The organism is Antiquaquibacter soli (genome assembly GCF_030580675.1).
In the GTDB taxonomy this organism is placed as follows: domain Bacteria; phylum Actinomycetota; class Actinomycetes; order Actinomycetales; family Microbacteriaceae; genus Rhodoglobus; species Rhodoglobus soli.
This window is the reverse complement of sequence record NZ_JAUQUB010000001.1, coordinates 1,566,797-1,584,098: the sequence shown is the minus strand read 5'-3', so window position 1 is coordinate 1,584,098 and position 17,302 is coordinate 1,566,797. Positions and strand designations below refer to the sequence as shown.

Genomic DNA, 17,302 nt, shown 5'->3' with positions numbered 1-17,302 from the left:
CCTCCATGGCAAGCGACGACGAGGTTAACGAACAAACCTCATTCGACCCGACTTTCGCCACGGCTGGGCCGCGTCGATCCACCTTCACGCCGCCCCCCGGCAGCACCGCAACGCCGCCTTCCAGCCCGGCGGTTCACGACGACGACGAGCTTGCGAACGCGCTCGCAGCCGACCTGGGGCGCATCGCCTCCGGCCCGGTCCCCGTCGTGAACCCGACCGCGCCCGTGACGATCGAGACGGCGGATGAGACTCCCGCACCCGAGGGACCGGCGCCCGAGGTGGCGCCCCAGCCGGGGTACGACCCGACGGCTGACGACGATGACCCTGCGGAGGATGACGCCGCCGATGAACAGGCGTCGACTCCGGAGCTCCAGTTCGCTCCGCCCCCGGCGCCGGAGACCATGGCGGCCCCGGAGACTGCGGCGCCTCCGCCGTGGAGCTCCCTTCCCGCACCCGACCCCTCACAGGCCGTCGACCTGCCCGAGGGTCCGCCTCAGCGACCCGTCCGTCGCTCGCTGCCCGAGGACGAGCTGCTCCACCTGGGGGCGGAGCAGGACGCGGGCTCGCGCATCGAGCAGTTGGAGGCGCAACTCAGGCTGCGCGAGCAGGAGGCGCGGGAGTTCGCTGCGTGGGAGAACTCCATGCTCGCCCTCGGCACCCCGGACGCTCTCGCTGCGGTGGAGGATGCGCGCGCCGACTTCAGCGACGTCGTCGCACCGTCCACCGGGGCGATCAGCATCCCCGCCGCCGCGCCGGTCGTCGAGGATGTCTCGCCCGCGCCCGAGCCCGAGGCGGAGGCGGAGCCGGAGCCGGCCCAGAAGTTGGAGCCGGAGCCAACCCCGGAGCGGGCGCCGCTGCCGGAGCCGCCGGCCTTCCTCGAACCCCCGACCGTGACAGGCTCCGCCCCCGTGGTGGCTGCGGCCGCGTACGAGGTCCTCGACGAGGACGACGAGTCGCCTTCTCCCGAGGCGGCGCTGCCCGCGTGGGAGGTGCCGGCCCCGAGCGCCCAGTGGAATCCGACTCCGTGGGAGCCCGAGTCGACGGTCGAGCCCGAGTCGACGGTCGAGCCCGAAGCGGTGCTCGACCCGGAGCCCGAGGCAGAGCCCGAGCCGACTATCGAGGTCGAACCGCTCGATGCGGTCGAGCCCGAGCCTCTCGTGGAGCCGCTCTCCCCGTTCGCCCCGCCGCCGCTCGTCGAACCGCCGCCCTTCGGCGGACCGCCCCTCCTCCCCTCCCAGGCATCGGCGCTGCCGCCCCTCGTGGACGCGGTTCCCGACTTCCGTTCGGCCGCGAGCGCCGACGCCGAGCCCGACATCGTCGACGCTGAGATCGTCGACGCTGAGATCGTCGAGGATGCCCCGACGGTAGTCCCGCCGACTGCCGCGAGTGCTGACTCCGGAGAGCCCTTCCTCTTCGGCGGTACTCCTCCGACTCCGCCGTCCCGGGAGTTCAGCTTCGAGGACCTCCTCAGCGGTGCGTCGGAGGAGGGGGAGGAGCCGCTCCTGCGAGCGGATCCCGAGCCGGCGACGGCCGAGGCATCCGCCCCCGAAGCTCTCTTCATCGAGCCGTTGCCGGTCGCGGTCGGCGAGCCGGTGCCGACCGCCACCGGATCCGTCGCGATCGTCGAGCCTGCCTATGAGGAGGAAGCCGACGAGGACATCGACGACGTCGTCGACGAGACCGATCGCGTGCAGACGATTCTCGGTCTGGGGGCAACGCAGACTCTCCCGCCGTCGATCTCCCCGCCGTCCGGGCCCATCTCGACGGTCCGGGTTCCCGACGATCAGACCGTCCTCATCGACAACGAACCCGTCGCTCCGCGGGCCTTCGCGATCGAGCGCCCCGGGCCCGAGCCGACTCCGCTCGACCAGCGGGTCGGCCGCGCGGCGCGACTGTTCTGGCTGTGGTTCGCCGCGAACTCCTCGGTGGTGAGCCTGGCGCTCGGTGCCACGGTGTTCGCGGTAGGGATGAGCCTGCGCCAGTCGATCGTCGCTGTTCTCGCCGGAATCGCGCTCTCCTTCATCCCCCTCGGCCTCACGACCCTCGCCAGCAAGCGCAGTGGTCAGCCGACGATGATCGTCTCCCGGGCGACATTCGGGCTCCGCGCAAATGTGATTCCCGCGGTGCTCGCGCTCGTGAGCCGGGTCTTCTGGGGTGCGGTGCTCTTGTGGCTCGTCGCCTCCTCCGTCGCCGTGGTCCTTGTCGGGGCAGGGCTGGAGGGTCCGCTTGGCGAGGCGACTATCCTGCTCATCGCCCTGGGCGTCGCCTTCGTCGTCGCGGTGCTCGTGGCAGTCGCGGGGTACGGCTTGTTCGCCCGCATCCAGCTCGTGCTGAGCATCCTGTCGGGCGTCCTCGTGGTCGGTTTCATCGCCCTCACCGCCTCGTACGTCGACATCGCCCAGGCGCTCACCGTGCCGGACGGCTCGTGGCTGCTCGCGGGAACGGGCGCCGTGCTTGTGTTCAGCGTCGTCGGGCTCGCCTGGGCGAACAGCGGTGGGGACCTCGCCCGCTATCAGCGGCCCGGGTCGAGCGGCGGTGGGTCCATGCTCTGGGCCACCTTTGGCACGACCCTGCCGAGTTTCGTGCTCATCGCGTACGGCGCGCTCCTCGCGGCATCCAACGAGGGGATCGCCCGAGGACTCGCCACCGCGCCGCTCGACACGATCGCCGCGCTGCTGCCGCTCTGGTACCCGGTCCCGCTCCTTGCCGCGACGGTGCTGAGCCTGCTCTCGGGCGTCGTCCTGACCCTCTACTCGGGCGCATTCGCGCTCCAGGCGGTCGGGGCGCGGATGGCTCGGCACTGGTCCGTGCTCGTCGTCGCTGCACTCCTGGCCATCATCGCCGCTCTGCTCACCCTCGGCGTCTCGGGCGGCATGGCCGACCTCTTCCGCGATGCCGCGACGACGCTCGCGGTGCCGACAGCGGCGTGGGCGGGCATCTTCGCGGCGGAGACGATGATCCGCAATCGTCGATTCGAGTCGCAGTCCCTCGTCCAGCGGGGCGGCGTGTACGCGGATTGGCGATGGGGCAATCTCATCGGCTACGTCGTCATCACCGTGATCGGCTTCGGCCTCACGACGGCGACGGTTCCGTGGCTCGCGTGGCAGGGTTACGTGTTCTCGGCGCTCGGCGTTCCGCTCGACAGCGACCTCGCGGGCACTGACGGGGGAGTGCTCGTCGCGCTCCTGCTCGGCATCCTGCTGCCCATCGTGATCGGCATCCCCGGCATCCGCAAGCAGGAGGAAACCCGCGTTCCGTGACCGATCGTAGACTGGCACGGTGACCCCCACCGTTGCCGACGTCGTCTCGGCCGTCGACCGCCTGTGGCCCGTGGCAGGTGCGGAGCCGTGGGACGCGGTCGGGCTCGTCGCCGGGGATCCCTCGGCGGAGGTGTCGAGCATCCTGCTCGCCGTGGACGCGGTCCTCGACACGACCGACGAGGCGCTTTCCGTGGGAGCCGACCTGCTTCTGGTGCATCACCCGCTCCTGCTGCGCGGAGTCACGAGCGTCGCTGCGGACCGCTACAAGGGGGCGGTTCTCACCCGGCTCATCCGCGGCGGCTGCGCTCTGCTGGCGGCGCACACGAACGCGGATGTCGTCGCGCGGGGAACGTCGGCGGCGCTCGCCACGGCGATCGGCCTCGAGGACGCCCGCCCGCTCGTCCCCGGCACCGTCGATCCTTCCGTTGGTCTCGGGCGGGTCGGCAGGCTCGACCGACCGGTGACGCTCGGCGCCCTCGCTCGTGCCCTCGCCGAGGTGCTCCCCGCGACGGCGACAGGGGTGCGCGTCGCCGGAGAGTTCGATCGACCGGTGCGCACGATCGCCCTGTGCGCTGGAGCGGGCGATTCGCTGCTCTCGCACCCCGATGTGCTCGCGGCTGACGTGTACATCACGTCCGACCTGCGGCACCACCCGGCTTCCGAAGCGGTCGAGAACGCCCGCGTCGCTGGTGGACCAGCCCTCATCGACGTGTCCCACTGGGCCAGCGAGTGGTTGTGGCTGGATGCCGCGGCCAGCGAGCTGCGCGCCGCCCTGCCCGGCGTCGAGGTCGCGGTGAGCGACCTGCGCACCGACCCGTGGGACTTCGTCGTCACCCAGTGACACCCCGTTCGATCAGAGAGAGACATCCATGGCACTGAAGGCCAGCCCCGACGACCAGGCGCTTCTGCTCGACCTGCAGGCGCTCGATACCCGGATCGCCCAGCTCGAGCACAAGGCGAAGTCGCTGCCCGAGCTGCAGACGATCGCAGAGTTGGGCCGGGAATCCGATGCACTGCGCGGCACGCTCGCCGAGCAGAACGGCGCGGTGGAGGACTCGCGGCTCGAACTCGGCCGCGTCGAAGCGGACGTGAAAGTCGTCGAGGACCGCATCGCCCGGGACTCCGAGCGGCTCCAGTCCAGTTCGTCCGTGAAGGACGTGGCCGCCCTGGAGCAGGAACTCGCCGCTCTCCGCAAGCGGCTCGGAGACCTTGAGGAGATCGAGCTCGCCGTGATGGAGCGCCTCGAGGAGCAGCAGTCGGTCGTCGCAGGCACCCAGGGCCGGCTCGAGGAGCTGCAGAGCCGCATTGCCGAGGCGGAATCGGCTCGGGATGCAGCACTCGCGAGTCTCTCCGGTGAGCGCACGACGGCTGCCGCGGGCCGCCGCACCATCGAGTCGAAGGTCCCGGCCGACCTCCTCGCGCTCTACGAGAAGCAGCGTGCGCGCTACGGCACCGGAGCATCCCTCCTCCAGCACGGCGTCTCGAAGGCCTCCGGCGTCAAGCTGCTCGAGGATGAGCTCCAGAAGATCCGCGCCGCAGCCCCGGACGATGTCCTGATCTGCCCGTCGAGCGACGCCATCCTCATCCGTACCGCCGAGTCGGGCCTGTGATGGGCCGGGTGCTCGTCGTCGAGGCCGATGGCGGTTCCCGAGGCAACCCCGGGCAGTCCGGCAGCGGTGCGGTCGTGATCGACGAGGCTACGGGGGAGCTCCTCGCCGAGATCGGCCTGTATGGCGGCGTCGCGTCCAACAACGTCGCCGAGTACAAGGGCATGATTGCGGGAGTGCGTCGCGCCCTCGAGATCGACCCCGACGCCGAGCTCCTCGTGCGGATGGACTCCAAGCTCGTCGTCGAGCAGATGTCGGGCCGCTGGAAGATCAAGCACCCCGATATGGCCGAGCTCGCCGCGGAGGCCCGACGGGTGCTCACGGGGACTCCCGTCCGGTTCCAGTGGATCCCCCGACTGGAGAACTCGCGAGCCGACAAGCTCGCCAACCTCGCGATGGACCTCAAGGCCGACTTCTCGCGCCCCGCGTAGACTGTCCCCTCGGAATGGGTCGGCAAGACGGTCGCGTCGGCTGGAGACAGCCGCCGAGGAACGTCCGGGCTCCACAGGGCAGGACGGTGGGTAACACCCACCCGGGGCAACCCGCGAGAAAGTGCAACAGAAAGCAGACCGCCAGCGCCCTCGGGCGCGGGTAAGGGTGAAACGGTGGTGTAAGAGACCACCAGCGGTCGCGGTGACGCGATCGGCTAGGTAAACCTCGTCCGGAGCAAGGTCAGACAGGAAGCGGTGAGGCGGCCCGCCGAGCTTCCGGGTAGACCGCTAGAGACGTGCGGCAACGTACGTCCGAGATAGATGGCCGTCCAGCATCCGCGTGATGCGAGACAGAACCCGGCGTAGCAGCCGGCCCATTCCCTAGAATCGGCTCATGCCCACCCCGTCGCATTCTCCCGGCTGGTACCCCGATCCGGATGGTGCTCCCGGGCAGCGCTGGTGGAACGGCATCGGGTGGAGCGATGCCCGGCGCAGCGTAGACGGCGGTCGGGTCGCGCCGACCGCCCCACCAGCGATCGCGGCGCCGCCAGTCGCACCCGCAGCGCCGCCCTCGGCTCCCGTGGTCTACTCCGCGTCGAACCCGGCCCCGCAGTATCCCGGGCAGTACGGCGCGGCCCCGGGGACCCCGGGCTACACCCCTCGAGCGAGCGTCACCCTGGATGCACGGCAGAACCCGCGAGCCGTGCACTCGTTCGTGGCGGGACTCATTGCCGTCTTCTTCAATGTGCTGCTCGTGCCGAGCATCCTCGCCATCGTCCTGGGCGCCCAGGCGCTCACACGATCGAATCAGTTGCGCGCGGCGGGTCAGGAGGACAAAACCAGGGGACTCGCGGTCGCCGGGTTCGCCATGGGCGTCGTCGGGGGCGTGTGGGGGCTCATCCAGGGACTGATCTTCGTGATCGGCTTCCTGCCGGTGTTCTTCTTCGACGTCTCCTAGACCACGCCCGAGGTGTTGAGGAGTGTCCCGACGAGGAACGTCACCGCGAGGGCAAGCGCTCCGCCGACGACGATGCGCACCGTCGGGCGCAGCCAGTGGGCGCTGCCGATGCGCGCGCTCGTGATCCCCGTGAGGGCGAGCGCGATGAGCACGGCCGCGAACGTGACGGGCACCCGCCAGTCCGGCGGGGGCAGGAGAATGGCGAGCATGGGCAGGACGGCCCCGATGAGGAAGGCCAGGGCGGATGCTCCGGCTGCCTGCCACGGGCTCGCAACGTCATCCTCGGTGATCCCGAGCTCCGCCTCGAGGTGGGCGGTGAGGGCGTCGTGGTTCGTAAGCTCTTCGGCAACCCGCTCCGCGGTCGCGCGGGAGAGCCCCTTGCCCTCGTAAAGCCCGATGAGCTCCTCGAGCTCCTCATCGGGGAGCGAGGCGAGCTCCGCCTTCTCCTTCGCGATGAGGGCGCGCTGGGTGTCGCGTTGGCTCGACACCGAGACGTACTCGCCGAGCCCCATCGAGATCGATCCTCCGATGACGGCTGCGACGCCCGCGACGAGGATGGGAGACAAGTCGGACGTGGCCCCGGCGACACCGACGACGACGGCCGCGACGGACACGATTCCGTCGTTGGCCCCCAGAACGCCGGCGCGCAGCCAGTTCAACCGACCGGACAGGCTGCCCTCGTGCGCTTCTCCCGGATGGCTCATGGGGCGAGTGTAGCGCTCACCTGTCGGGGACGAAGCGGTAGCCCATGCCCGCCTCGGTGAGCAGGTAGCGGGGGTTGGACGGGTCGGGCTCGAGCTTCTTGCGGAGCTGCGAGAGGTAGAGCCGCAGGTACCCCGTGTCGCTCGTGTACTGAGGACCCCAGACCTCCGTGAGCAGTATCTCGCGCGTGACAAGCCGGTCGGGGTGGCGCAGGAGCACCTCGAGGATGCGCCACTCGGTCGGGGTGAGTCGAACGGGGCTACCGGCGCGGGACGCGAGCCGGGCAGCGAGATCGACGGCGACGTCCCCGAACTCGACGACGGGCTCATCCGGCGCCGGAGTAGCGCGACGGGAGAGCGCGCGAACTCTCGCGAGGAGTTCGTCGGCGGAGAACGGTTTCGTGACGTAGTCGTCCGCACCCGCATCGAGGGCCTCGACCTTGTCCCAGCTCTCGGTGCGTCCCGACACCACGAGGATGGGCACGTCGGTCCAGCCGCGGAGGGCCTCGATCACCTCGAGTCCCGTGAGTCCGGGCATCCCCAGGTCGAGCACGACGAGGTCGGGATGGGTCGCAATCGCCTGATCGAGAGCACCGCGCCCGTCCTCAGCCACGACGACGTCGTATCCGCGCGCGCCGAGCGTGATGCGGAGGGCGCGGACCATCTGCGGGTCGTCGTCGGCGATCAGTATCCTCACGGCGTCTCCGCACTCGCGAGGGGCAGCTCGAGCACGAGGGTGAGTCCGCCGCCCGGGGTGTCCTCGGCGTCGATGGTGCCGCCCATCGCCTCCAGGAATCCCTGGGACAGCGCGAGTCCGAGCCCGATCCCCGTCGAGCTGTCGGTGTCGCCGAGTCGCTGGAACGCCACGAAGACATCATCGCGCCTCTCGGGCGGGATGCCCGGACCCGAGTCGATCACCCGGATCTGCGCGTGGTCGCCGAACGTGCTCGTGGCGACGATCGGGGGTTCGCCCCCCGAGAACCGGACCGCGTTGTCGAGGACGTTGACGAGGGCGCGCTGGAGGAGCACGGGATCGGCGACGACCGGCGGGATGCCCGAGCCGAGCTCCAGTCGAACCTCGCCGGGACCGAGTCCCAGCTCCTCGATCGCCCCGCCGACCACGTCGTCGAGTGCGATGGCGCGGGCGTCGACGCCGAGGGCTCCTGCCTGCAGTCGGCTTGCATCGAGGAGCTTGGTCACGAGGTCGGCGAGGACCGCGAGCGACTCGTCGGCCGCAGCGAGCAGCTCTGCCTCGTCGGCCGCGGAGAGCTGCACGTCGGAAGCGCGCAAGGCCGTCACTGCCGCGGTCGCTGCGGCGAGCGGACGACGCAGGTCGTGGCCGACGGCGGCGAGGAGAGCGGTCCGCAGGCGATCGGCGTCGGCGACCGGTCGCATCCGCTCGGCCTCCGACGCGAGGGCGCGCTGGGCCACTGCCGATGAGATCTGGGAAAGGAAGGCGCCGAGGATGCGCCGGTCGGAGGCGGCGAGGTCGGGTCCGCGGAGGTACAGCGAAGCGCCCGAGCCGACGGCGAAGGTCGACTCGACGTCGTCGTCGCTCGCCCGTCGCGCATCCGTCGAGGTGTACGGCGAGGCGCCCTCGATCCGGAGCATCACGCTTGTCATCGCGAAGGACTCACGGAGCCGCGCGACGAGCGCCTGCAGGGCATCCTGTCCGCCGATGACGCTGCCCGCGATGCTCGACAGCGTCTCGGACTCGGCGGCTGCGCGGGTTGCGGCGCGCGATCGCCGGGCGGAGCGGTCGACGACGACGCTGACGAGCACGGCGACGATGACGAAGATGATGAGCGCAAGAAAGTTCTGCGGGTCGGCGATCGTGATCGTGTAGAGCGGCTCGACGAAGAAGAAGTTGAGCGTCAGCCCGCCCGCGACCGCGGCGAGCAGGGCGGGCCAGATACCTCCGACGAGGGCGACCACGACGACGAGGAGCTGGAACAGGAGCAAGTCCGTGGCCACAGCGTCGGGGCTCCGGAAGGCGCTGAGGAGCGCCGTCAGCCCCGGCAGTGCGACCACCACGAGCGCGAACCCCAGGAGACGCCGGCGCAGGGAGAGCGCTCCGCTCGAGGTGGGCAGCTCTCTCGTGCGTGAACCCGAGTGCGAGACGATGTGGACGTCGATCTCGCCGGCCTCGCGGATAACCGTTGCCGCCGTCCCCGGGCCGCCGAGGAGTCGTGCGAGGGCACCGCGGCGGCTTACCCCGATAACGAGCTGCGTCGCGTCGACGCCGCGGGCGAAGTCGACGAGCGCGCGGGGGATGTGCTCACCGACCACCTGATGGAACGATCCTCCGAGGGACTCGACGAGGGACCGCTGCGCCGCGAGTACCTCGGGTGACGAGCGCGCGAGGCCATCCGGGGTCGTCACGTGCACGGCGAACAGCTCGCCCCCGCTCGAGCGGCTCGCGATTCGCGCGGCCCGTCGCACGAGAGTCTCGCCCTCGGTGCCGCCCGTCAGAGCGACGACCACCCGCTCTCGGGCCTTCCACGGGCTGTCGATGCCCTTCTCTGCTCGATAGCGCTGGAGGGCCGAGTCCACCTCGTCGGCGAGCCACAGCAGGGCCAGCTCGCGGAGAGCAGTGAGGTTGCCGAGTCGGAAGTAATTGCTGAGCGCGGCATCCACCCTCGCCGCCGGGTAGACCAGCCCCTCACCGAGCCGATCCCTGAGGGCCTGCGGCGCGAGGTCGACGAGCTCGACCTGGTCCGCCGAGCGGAGCACGGCGTCGGGCACGGTCTCGCGCTGGAGCACCCCCGTGATCTCCCGCACCACATCGACGAGCGATTCGATGTGCTGGATGTTGACGGTGGAGATCACGTCGATGCCGGCATCCAGGAGCTCGGCGACATCCTGCCAGCGCTTCTCGTGCCGTGAACCCGGCGCGTTCGTGTGGGCGAGCTCGTCGACGAGGGCGAGGTCGGGGGAGCGCTCGAGGAGCCCGTCGAGATCGAGGTCGTCGAGCGCGACGCCGCGGTGCTCCACCGCGCGGCGGGGCATGACCTCCAGACCGTCGAGAAGGGCGGCGGTCGCTGCGCGCCCATGGGTCTCGACAACGGCGACGACCACGTCGCGACCGGCGTTCCGCAACCGGCGACCCTCCTCGAGCATCGCGAACGTCTTGCCGACGCCGGGTGCGGCGCCGAGCATCACCCGGAGCCGACCCCGTGCCATGAGCTAGTCCGTTTCCGCGAGTGCGATGTTGAGCTGGAGGACGTTGACCGTCGGCTCGCCGAGATAGCCGAGGTCGCGTCCCTGAATCATAGACTCCACGAGCTCGCGCACGGTCGACTCGTCGAGCCCGCGGGCTGCCGCGACGCGCGGAACCTGCAGGAGCGCGTACTCGGGGCTGATATGGGGATCGAGGCCGGACGCGGAGGCGGTGAGGGCATCCGCGGGGACCCGGTCGGGGTCGACCCCCTCGAACTCGGCGATCGCGGCTCGCCGTGACTCGATCGAGGCGACGAGCTCGTCGTTGCTCGGCCCTAGATTGGAGCCGCTGGATGCCCCGCCGTCGTAGCCGGCGCCGGCCGCCGAGGGCCTCGACTGGAACCACTCCGGCAGGGGAGCGCCCTCAGCGTCGGTGAAGGACTGCCCGAGGAGCACGGAGCCGACGATCTGACCGTCGAGGCGCTCGAGGGATCCGTTCGCTTGGGCGGGCAGCGCCCCTTGGCCGATCGCCGTCACGACGAGCGGGTAGCCGAGTCCGAGCACGAGCGTGAGCACGAGGAGGGCGCGCAGTGCGGTCCAGAACTGTCTGATCATGGGATGTCTCCTTGGTCGGGGCTCAGAAGCCCGGGATGAGGCTCACGACGAGGTCGATGAGCTTGATGCCGATGAAGGGCGCCACGATCCCGCCGATGCCATAGACGAGCAGATTGCGCGACAGGAGGCGGCTCGCCGCGACCGGGCGGTAGTGGACACCGCGAAGGGCGAGCGGGATGAGCGCGACGATGACGAGGGCGTTGAACACGATCGCGCTGAGGATCGCGGAGGCGGGCGAGTGCAACCCCATGATGTTGAGGGCTGCGAGGCCCGGGAACGCACCTACGAACATCGCCGGCACGATGGCGAAGTACTTGGCCACGTCGTTCGCGATCGAAAACGTCGTGAGCGAGCCGCGGGTGATGAGCAACTGCTTGCCGATGCGCACGATGTCGATGAGCTTCGTCGGGTCGGAGTCGAGGTCGACCATGTTGCCGGCCTCCTTCGCCGCCGACGTCCCGGTGTTCATCGCCACGCCGACGTCCGACTGCGCGAGGGCGGGGGCGTCGTTCGTGCCGTCGCCGGTCATCGCGACGAGGCTCCCACCCGCCTGCTCCCGCTTGATGAGCTCCATCTTGTCTTCGGGGGTGGCCTCGGCGAGGTAGTCGTCGACGCCGGCCTCGGCCGCGATCGCTTTCGCCGTCAGCGGGTTGTCTCCCGTGATCATGACCGTGCGGATGCCCATGGCCCTCAGTTCCGCGAAGCGCTCGCGCAGACCGGGCTTCACGACGTCCTTGAGATGGACGACGCCGAGCACCTGACCCGCGCCTGTGGCATCGCGCTCGGCGACGACGAGCGGGGTGCCGCCCGACTGGGATACAGCGGTCACGATGTCGTCGAGGTCGGGCGGAACCGCGCCGATCCACGAGGCGACCATGGATCCCGCTCCCTTGCGCACCGAGGAGCCGTCGGCGAAGTCGAGCCCGCTCATCCGAGTCTGGGCGGTGAAGGGCACGACCGTCGCGTCCTGCGGAACCGCAGCACCTCGATCACCCAGGAGCTCGACGGCGAGGTCGACGACCGAGCTGCCCTCGGGGGTCGGATCGGCGAGCGAGGAGAGCCGTGCCGCCGTCACCAGGTCGTCGAGAGGCACCCCCGCTACCGGGAGGAATTCGCTCGCCCGGCGGTTGCCGTAGGTGATCGTGCCTGTCTTGTCGAGGAGCAGGGTCGTGACATCGCCCGCTGCCTCAACCGCCCTGCCGGACATCGCGAGCACGTTGTGCTGCACGAGGCGGTCCATCCCTGCGATGCCGATCGCGCTCAGGAGCGCCCCGATGGTGGTCGGGATGAGGGTGACGAGCAGCGCGACGAGCACCGGAACGCTCACCGGGCTTCCGACGAAGCCCGCGATCGGGCCGAGGGTGAGCACGACGACGAGGAACACGATGGAGAGACTGGCGAGGAGGATCGTGAGTGCGATCTCGTTCGGTGTCTTCTGCCGGGCCGCGCCCTCGACGAGCCGGATCATCCGGTCGACAAAGGTCTCGCCGGGCTGAGACGTGATTCTCACGACGATACGGTCGGACAGGACGCGCGTGCCGCCCGTGACGGCGCTGCGGTCTCCGCCGTGCTCCCGGATGACGGGGGCCGACTCGCCCGTGATGGCCGACTCGTCGACGGACGCGATACCCCAGACGATGTCCCCGTCGCCGGGGATGGTCTCCCCGGCCGACACGACGACGTGGTCGCCCACCGTCAGCTCGGCGCTCGACACCTCGTCGGCGCGGGTCGTCGACGCGGAGGCGTCCGTCGTGGCGTCGTAGTGCTCGACGCGGTGGGCGACAGTGGACGTCCTCGTCTGTCGCAGGGTCGCGGCCTGCGCCTTGCCGCGCCCCTCGGCGACCGACTCGGCGAGATTCGCGAACACGACCGTGGCCCAGAGCCAGAGGGCGATGCCGGCCGTGAAGAGCGGTGCCTCGTCCGCGACGCCGAGTAGGGGTTGGACGACCGCGAGGAGCGTCGTGAGTGCCGCACCGACTTCGACGATGAGCATGACAGGGTTGCGCCACATCGAGCGCGGGTCGAGCTTGCGCAGTGCGCCGGGGAGCGCCGCGCCGAGCTGCCGGGGCGAGAGCGTCCGGGGTGAGGTGGTCGTGGACATGGTTACTGAAGCCCTTCCGCCAGGGGACCCAGCGCGAGAACGGGGAAATAGGTGAGTGCGGAGACCAGGACGATCGTCCCCGCGAGGAGGCCGCCGAATTGCACGGTGTGGGTCGGGAGTGTTCCCGTCGTCGGCGGCACTGCGTCCTGTCCCGCGAGCGAGCCGGCGAGGGCGAGCACGAACACGATCGGCAGGAAGCGGCCCAGGAACATCGCGACCGCGAGAGCGGTGTTGAGCCACGGCGTGTTGGCCGTCAGTCCGGCGAACGCCGATCCGTTGTTGTTGGCCGCCGACGTGAACGCGTAGAGCACCTCCGAGAATCCGTGGGTGCCGGGGTTCCAGATCGACGTCGACTCCACGTCGGCGCGCACCGGAGGGATCGCGAAGCTCAGCGCTGTCCCGACGAGCACGAGAGTCGGCGTCGTGAGGATGTAGAGGCTCGCGAGCTTGATCTCCCGCGCGCCGATCTTCTTGCCGAGGTACTCGGGGGTCCGGCCGACCATGAGTCCGGCGATGAAGACGGCGATGATCGCGACGACGAGAATGCCGTAGAGACCGGCGCCCACGCCCCCCGGCGCCACCTCGCCGAGCATCATGTTGACGAGCGCCATCCCGCCGCCGAGCGCCGTGTAGCTGTCGTGCATGGAGTTGACCGCGCCCGTCGAGGTGATGGTCGAGGTGGTGGAGAACACCGTCGATCCGATGATGCCGAATCGCGCCTCTTTGCCTTCGAGCGCGCCGCCCGCAGCCTGGGGCGCGGTGCCGCCGCCCGAGAGTTCGGCCCACGTCATGAGCGACACCGAGACGAGGAACAGCGCTGCCATGACACCGGCGATGGCGACCCCCTGCCGGTCGTCGCCGACGATGCGACCGAAGGCCCGCGGAAGGGCGAACGGGATCGCGAGCATGAGGAGGATCGAGGCGAGGCTCGTCCACGGCGCCGGGTTCTCGAACGGGTGGGAGGAGTTCGCGTTGAAGAAGCCTCCTCCGTTGGTGCCGAGAAGCTTGATCGCCTCCTGCGAGGCCACGGGGCCGCCCGGGATGACTTGGGTGCCACCCGTGATCGTCGACACCTCCTGGAAGCCGGCCAGGTTCTGAATAACGCCGCCCGCCATCAGGACGACGGCGGCGACGATCGAGAACGGGAGCAGGATCCGCAGGGTCGACCGGGTGAGGTCGACCCAGAAGTTGCCGATCTCCCCGCGGCGTCGGTAGGCGAAGCCGCGCGCGAGGGCGATCGCGATCGCGATGCCCACGGCGGCCGACAGCACGTTCTGCACGGCGAGGCCGAGCAGCTGGACGGCGTAGCCGAGCGTGAGCTCGGGGGAGTAGCTCTGCCAATTGGTATTCGTCACGAACGAGATCGCCGTGTTGAATGCGAGATGCTCGCTCGTCGCAGGCAGACCGAGCGAGTAGGGAAGCCACTGCTGGGTGCGCTGGAGTGCGTACACGACGAGGATGCCCACGGCGGAGAACGCGAGCACGGACCGCACGTACGCGCCCCAGGACTGCCCGGAATCCGGGTCGGCGCCGATCAGGCGGTAGAAGCCCCGCTCGATTCGCCAGTGCCGCGGCGAGGTGAGCGCGACGGCCAGGTAGTTGCCGAGCGGGATGTAGAGCGCGACGAGGACCGCCGCGATGGTGGCGAGTTGCGCCACGAAGAGCCAGACCGTCGCATCCATCAGAAGCGCTCCGGCTTCACGATGGCGACGACGAGAAGGGCGATGGCCGCGAGGGCGAGGACGGCGGCGGCGATCTCGATGACGATCACAGTCGCTGCACCCCCCGCGCGACGAGGGCGACGAGCGCGACGAGCGCGAGCACGGCGCCGATGAAGACGACATCGAGCACGGTTGCTGGACTTCCTTTCGAGGAACTGACGAGTACGCAGTCAACGCCTCGGCGGGTGCCCTCCGCCCGGTCCTCACGAAATCCTCACGCCCGAGCGCCGATCCCGTGCGCTCTCCTCACGGCGGTAGGGTTCAGGGATGCCCGACCTCGACCCGATCGTCGCCCGGCTGCGCGCCGCCGGCTGCGTGTTCGCCGAGGAGGAGGCCGCCGTCCTGCGCTCGTCCGCCCGCGATGAGGCTGAGCTCATCGCCTTCGTCGCCGAGCGCGAGACGGGGGTGCCGCTCGAGCACGTCGTCGGGTGGGCGGAGTTCTGCGGACTCCGGGTGATCGTCGAGTCCGGCGTCTTCGTACCGCGTCCGCGGACGGAGCGGCTCGTCGAGCGCGCCCGGGAGTTCGTACGTGCCGGGGATGTCGTGGTGGATGCGTGCTGCGGTTCGGGAGCTGTGGGGCTCGCCCTCGCGACGCTCGAGCCGGGCATCCGGCTTATCGCCACCGACATCGACGAGCGCGCGGTCGCCGTCGCGCGACGCAACCTGGTCGGCGTCGGCGAGGTCGTCGTCGGGGACGCGCTCGATGCTCTGCCCACCGCGGTCCTCGGCAGCGTTGCACTGCTCGCCGTCATCGCGCCCTACGTGCCGACGGGCGACATTCCCCTCCTGCCCCACGAGGCCCGCGACTTCGAGCCGCTGCTCGCCCTCGACGGCGGGCCCGACGGTCTCGGTGTGCTGGCGCGCGTGGTCGGGGACGCGCCCCGTTGGCTCGCGCCCGGCGGAGTGATCATCACCGAGGTCTCCGAGCAGCAGGCTCCCGCCGCTGCGCGACTCATCCGGGCGGCGGGTCTTGCCGCGGAGATCGACAGCGACGAGGAGTCCGGCTCGACCCTCGTGCTCGGTCGGGCCTAAGCGGGCGGGGCGGGCTGCGCGGCGAGCGCGGCGGCGCCGAGGATGCCCGCGTTGTTGCGGTGCACCGCCGGCACGATCGGGGTCTGGAGGTGCAGGAGCGGGAAGAACTCCTGGTAGTTCTTCGACACGCCGCCGCCGACGACGAAGAGATCCGGGGAGAACAGCGACTCGAGGTGCGTGTAGTACTTCTGCAGCCTCTTCGCCCACGCCTTCCAGCTGAGCCGGCCCCGCTCCTTCGCGGAGTAGGCGGCCCTCCGCTCCGCGTCTCGACCCCACAGCTCGAGATGGCCGAGCTCCGAGTTCGGTATGAGCACGCCGTTGTAGATGAGCGCGCTCCCGATTCCCGTGCCGAGGGTCGTGAGCAGGACGAGGCCCGGAACGCCCTTCGCCGCGCCGTAGCGCACCTCGGCGTAGCCCGCGGCATCCGCGTCGTTGACGAAGTGGATGTCGCGGCCGAGTGCCTTCTCGAAGAGCTTCTCCGCCTCGAGGCCGATCCACTTCTTCGACACGTTCGCGGCGGACATGGTCCGCCCGTTCCGCACGATCGCGGGGAAGCAGACGCCCACCGGTACGCCGTCCTCCAGACCGCCGAGTTTGTCGATGAGCTCGACGACCGTCTTCACGATCGCGTCGGGCTCGCCGCCAGCGGGGGTGGCGAGCTTGAGCCGCTCGCTCACGAGCTCGCCGGTCTCGACGTCGACGATGGCCGCCTTGATTCCCGTGCCGCCGATGTCGACGCCGAGTGCCTTGCTCATGCTGTGTTCCTTGACTGCTCAGGGGAGGGTGAGGATGTCGGCACCGCTCTCGGTGACGACGAGGGTGTGCTCGAACTGGGCGGTGAGTGACTTGTCCTTGGTGGTGACGGTCCAGTCGTCGTCCCACATCTCCCACGCCCACGTGCCGGGGTGCTCGGGAGTGCCGAGGGTGAGCATCGGCTCGATCGTGAAGACCATGCCGACCTCCATCACCCGGTCGAAGCCGGGGGCGGCGTCGTAGTGCGGGATGACCAGGCCGGAGTGGAAGGATTCGCCGACGCCGTGGCCCGTGAAGTCGCGCACGACGCCGTAGCCGAACCGCTTCGCGTAGGACTCGATGGCGCGGCCGATCACATTGATCTGGCGACCGGGCATGACGGCTTTGATGCCGCGGTTCATCGCCTCGCGCGTGCGGTCCACGAGATCGACGACCTCGGGCGCCGCGTCGCCGACAATGAAGGTCTTCGAGAGGTCGCCGTGCACGCCCTCCTGGAATGCCGTGATGTCGATGTTGATGATGTCGCCGTCCTGCAGCACGGTGTCGTCGGGGATGCCGTGGCAGATGACCTCGTTGATGCTCGTGCACACCGACTTCGGGAAACCGCGGTAGCCCACCGTGGAGGGATAGGCGCCCTGGGACACGATGAACTCGTGCGCGATCACGTCGAGCTCCTCGGTCGTGACGCCGGGGCGGATGGCCTCGCCGACGAGTTCGACGGCGCGCGCGGCGATGCGGCCGGAGCGCCGGATGCGCTCGATCTCGTCAGGGCTGTACACGTCGTCGCCGGCGTATTCGCGGGGACCAGGGCGACCGACGTACTCCGGGCGGGGGATCGAGGCGGGCACGGCCCGCTGCGGGGAGACCCGACCCGCGACGAGGTGGCCGGATGCGTCGCGGGGCATAGTGTTGATCCTACTTTCCCCTCGCTCGACGAAGATAACCGGGCGCTCGACGAAGATAA

The 17,302-nt window shown here is 70.1% G+C and carries 14 protein-coding genes and 1 other RNA gene; 7 read left to right on the top strand and 8 right to left on the bottom strand.

All coding sequences use genetic code 11. The features are described from left to right. Window positions 1-5: 5 nt before the first annotated feature. The 6 genes from Q5716_RS07785 to Q5716_RS07760 all read left to right on the top strand — a co-directional run bounded on the left by Q5716_RS07785 (window position 6) and on the right by Q5716_RS07760 (window position 6,256). A complete protein-coding gene (locus Q5716_RS07785) occupies window positions 6-3,260 on the top strand; it encodes a cytosine permease (protein WP_305002507.1) in 3,255 nt (1,084 codons plus the stop codon). 19 nt (window positions 3,261-3,279) lie between these two features. Continuing rightward, window positions 3,280-4,101, top strand: a complete 822-nt coding sequence (locus tag Q5716_RS07780) for a Nif3-like dinuclear metal center hexameric protein (RefSeq protein ID WP_305002506.1) — start codon at window positions 3,280-3,282, stop codon at window positions 4,099-4,101. A 28-nt stretch (window positions 4,102-4,129) separates the two neighbouring features. Continuing rightward, window positions 4,130-4,870, top strand: coding sequence for a zinc ribbon domain-containing protein (locus tag Q5716_RS07775; protein WP_305002505.1), 741 nt, complete (start codon window positions 4,130-4,132; stop codon window positions 4,868-4,870). After that, on the top strand, window positions 4,870-5,298 hold the full coding sequence (locus tag Q5716_RS07770; protein ID WP_369523973.1) for a reverse transcriptase-like protein: 429 nt from the start codon (window positions 4,870-4,872) through the stop codon (window positions 5,296-5,298). The genes Q5716_RS07775 and Q5716_RS07770 overlap by 1 nt, the downstream gene beginning before the upstream one ends. Window positions 5,299-5,313: 15 nt before the next feature. Beyond that, window positions 5,314-5,679: RNase P RNA component class A (gene rnpB, locus Q5716_RS07765), an RNA gene on the top strand. A gap of 13 nt (window positions 5,680-5,692) precedes the next feature. After that, the gene (locus Q5716_RS07760; protein ID WP_305002504.1) at window positions 5,693-6,256 is read left to right on the top strand and encodes a DUF2510 domain-containing protein; all 564 of its coding nucleotides are present in this window, start codon (window positions 5,693-5,695) and stop codon (window positions 6,254-6,256) included. Here the strand turns inward: Q5716_RS07760 and Q5716_RS07755 are convergent. The 6 genes from Q5716_RS07755 to kdpA are packed head-to-tail and all read right to left on the bottom strand — an operon-like array spanning window position 6,253 to window position 14,514. Beyond that, complete coding sequence (locus Q5716_RS07755; protein WP_305002503.1) at window positions 6,253-6,960, bottom strand: VIT1/CCC1 transporter family protein; 708 nt, start codon at window positions 6,958-6,960, stop codon at window positions 6,253-6,255. The genes Q5716_RS07760 and Q5716_RS07755 overlap by 4 nt on opposite strands. A gap of 16 nt (window positions 6,961-6,976) precedes the next feature. After that, a complete protein-coding gene (locus Q5716_RS07750; protein WP_305002502.1) occupies window positions 6,977-7,654 on the bottom strand; it encodes a response regulator in 678 nt (225 codons plus the stop codon). Then, entirely contained in the window at window positions 7,651-10,140 is a 2,490-nt protein-coding gene (locus Q5716_RS07745; protein WP_305002501.1) for a DUF4118 domain-containing protein, read from the bottom strand. The genes Q5716_RS07750 and Q5716_RS07745 overlap by 4 nt, the downstream gene beginning before the upstream one ends. A 3-nt stretch (window positions 10,141-10,143) precedes the next feature. Continuing rightward, window positions 10,144-10,731 (bottom strand): potassium-transporting ATPase subunit KdpC, encoded by a 588-nt coding sequence (kdpC, locus tag Q5716_RS07740; protein WP_305002500.1) that lies wholly within the window; start codon window positions 10,729-10,731, stop codon window positions 10,144-10,146. A gap of 22 nt (window positions 10,732-10,753) precedes the next feature. Next, complete coding sequence (gene kdpB, locus Q5716_RS07735) at window positions 10,754-12,832, bottom strand: potassium-transporting ATPase subunit KdpB (protein WP_305002499.1); 2,079 nt, start codon at window positions 12,830-12,832, stop codon at window positions 10,754-10,756. Between the two features lie 2 nt (window positions 12,833-12,834). Next, window positions 12,835-14,514, bottom strand: a complete 1,680-nt coding sequence (kdpA, locus tag Q5716_RS07730; protein WP_305002498.1) for a potassium-transporting ATPase subunit KdpA — start codon at window positions 14,512-14,514, stop codon at window positions 12,835-12,837. 306 nt (window positions 14,515-14,820) lie between these two features. Here kdpA and Q5716_RS07720 point away from each other — a divergent pair, with 306 nt between their 5' ends. Further along, entirely contained in the window at window positions 14,821-15,585 is a 765-nt protein-coding gene (locus Q5716_RS07720) for a putative protein N(5)-glutamine methyltransferase (protein ID WP_305002496.1), read from the top strand. Here the strand turns inward: Q5716_RS07720 and ppgK are convergent. Both ppgK and map read right to left on the bottom strand, forming a co-directional pair. Then, complete coding sequence (ppgK, locus tag Q5716_RS07715; protein ID WP_305002495.1) at window positions 15,582-16,340, bottom strand: polyphosphate--glucose phosphotransferase; 759 nt, start codon at window positions 16,338-16,340, stop codon at window positions 15,582-15,584. The genes Q5716_RS07720 and ppgK overlap by 4 nt on opposite strands. A gap of 18 nt (window positions 16,341-16,358) precedes the next feature. Further along, the gene (gene map / locus Q5716_RS07710; RefSeq protein ID WP_305002494.1) at window positions 16,359-17,243 is read right to left on the bottom strand and encodes a type I methionyl aminopeptidase; all 885 of its coding nucleotides are present in this window, start codon (window positions 17,241-17,243) and stop codon (window positions 16,359-16,361) included. Between the last annotated feature and the right edge of the window lie 59 nt (window positions 17,244-17,302).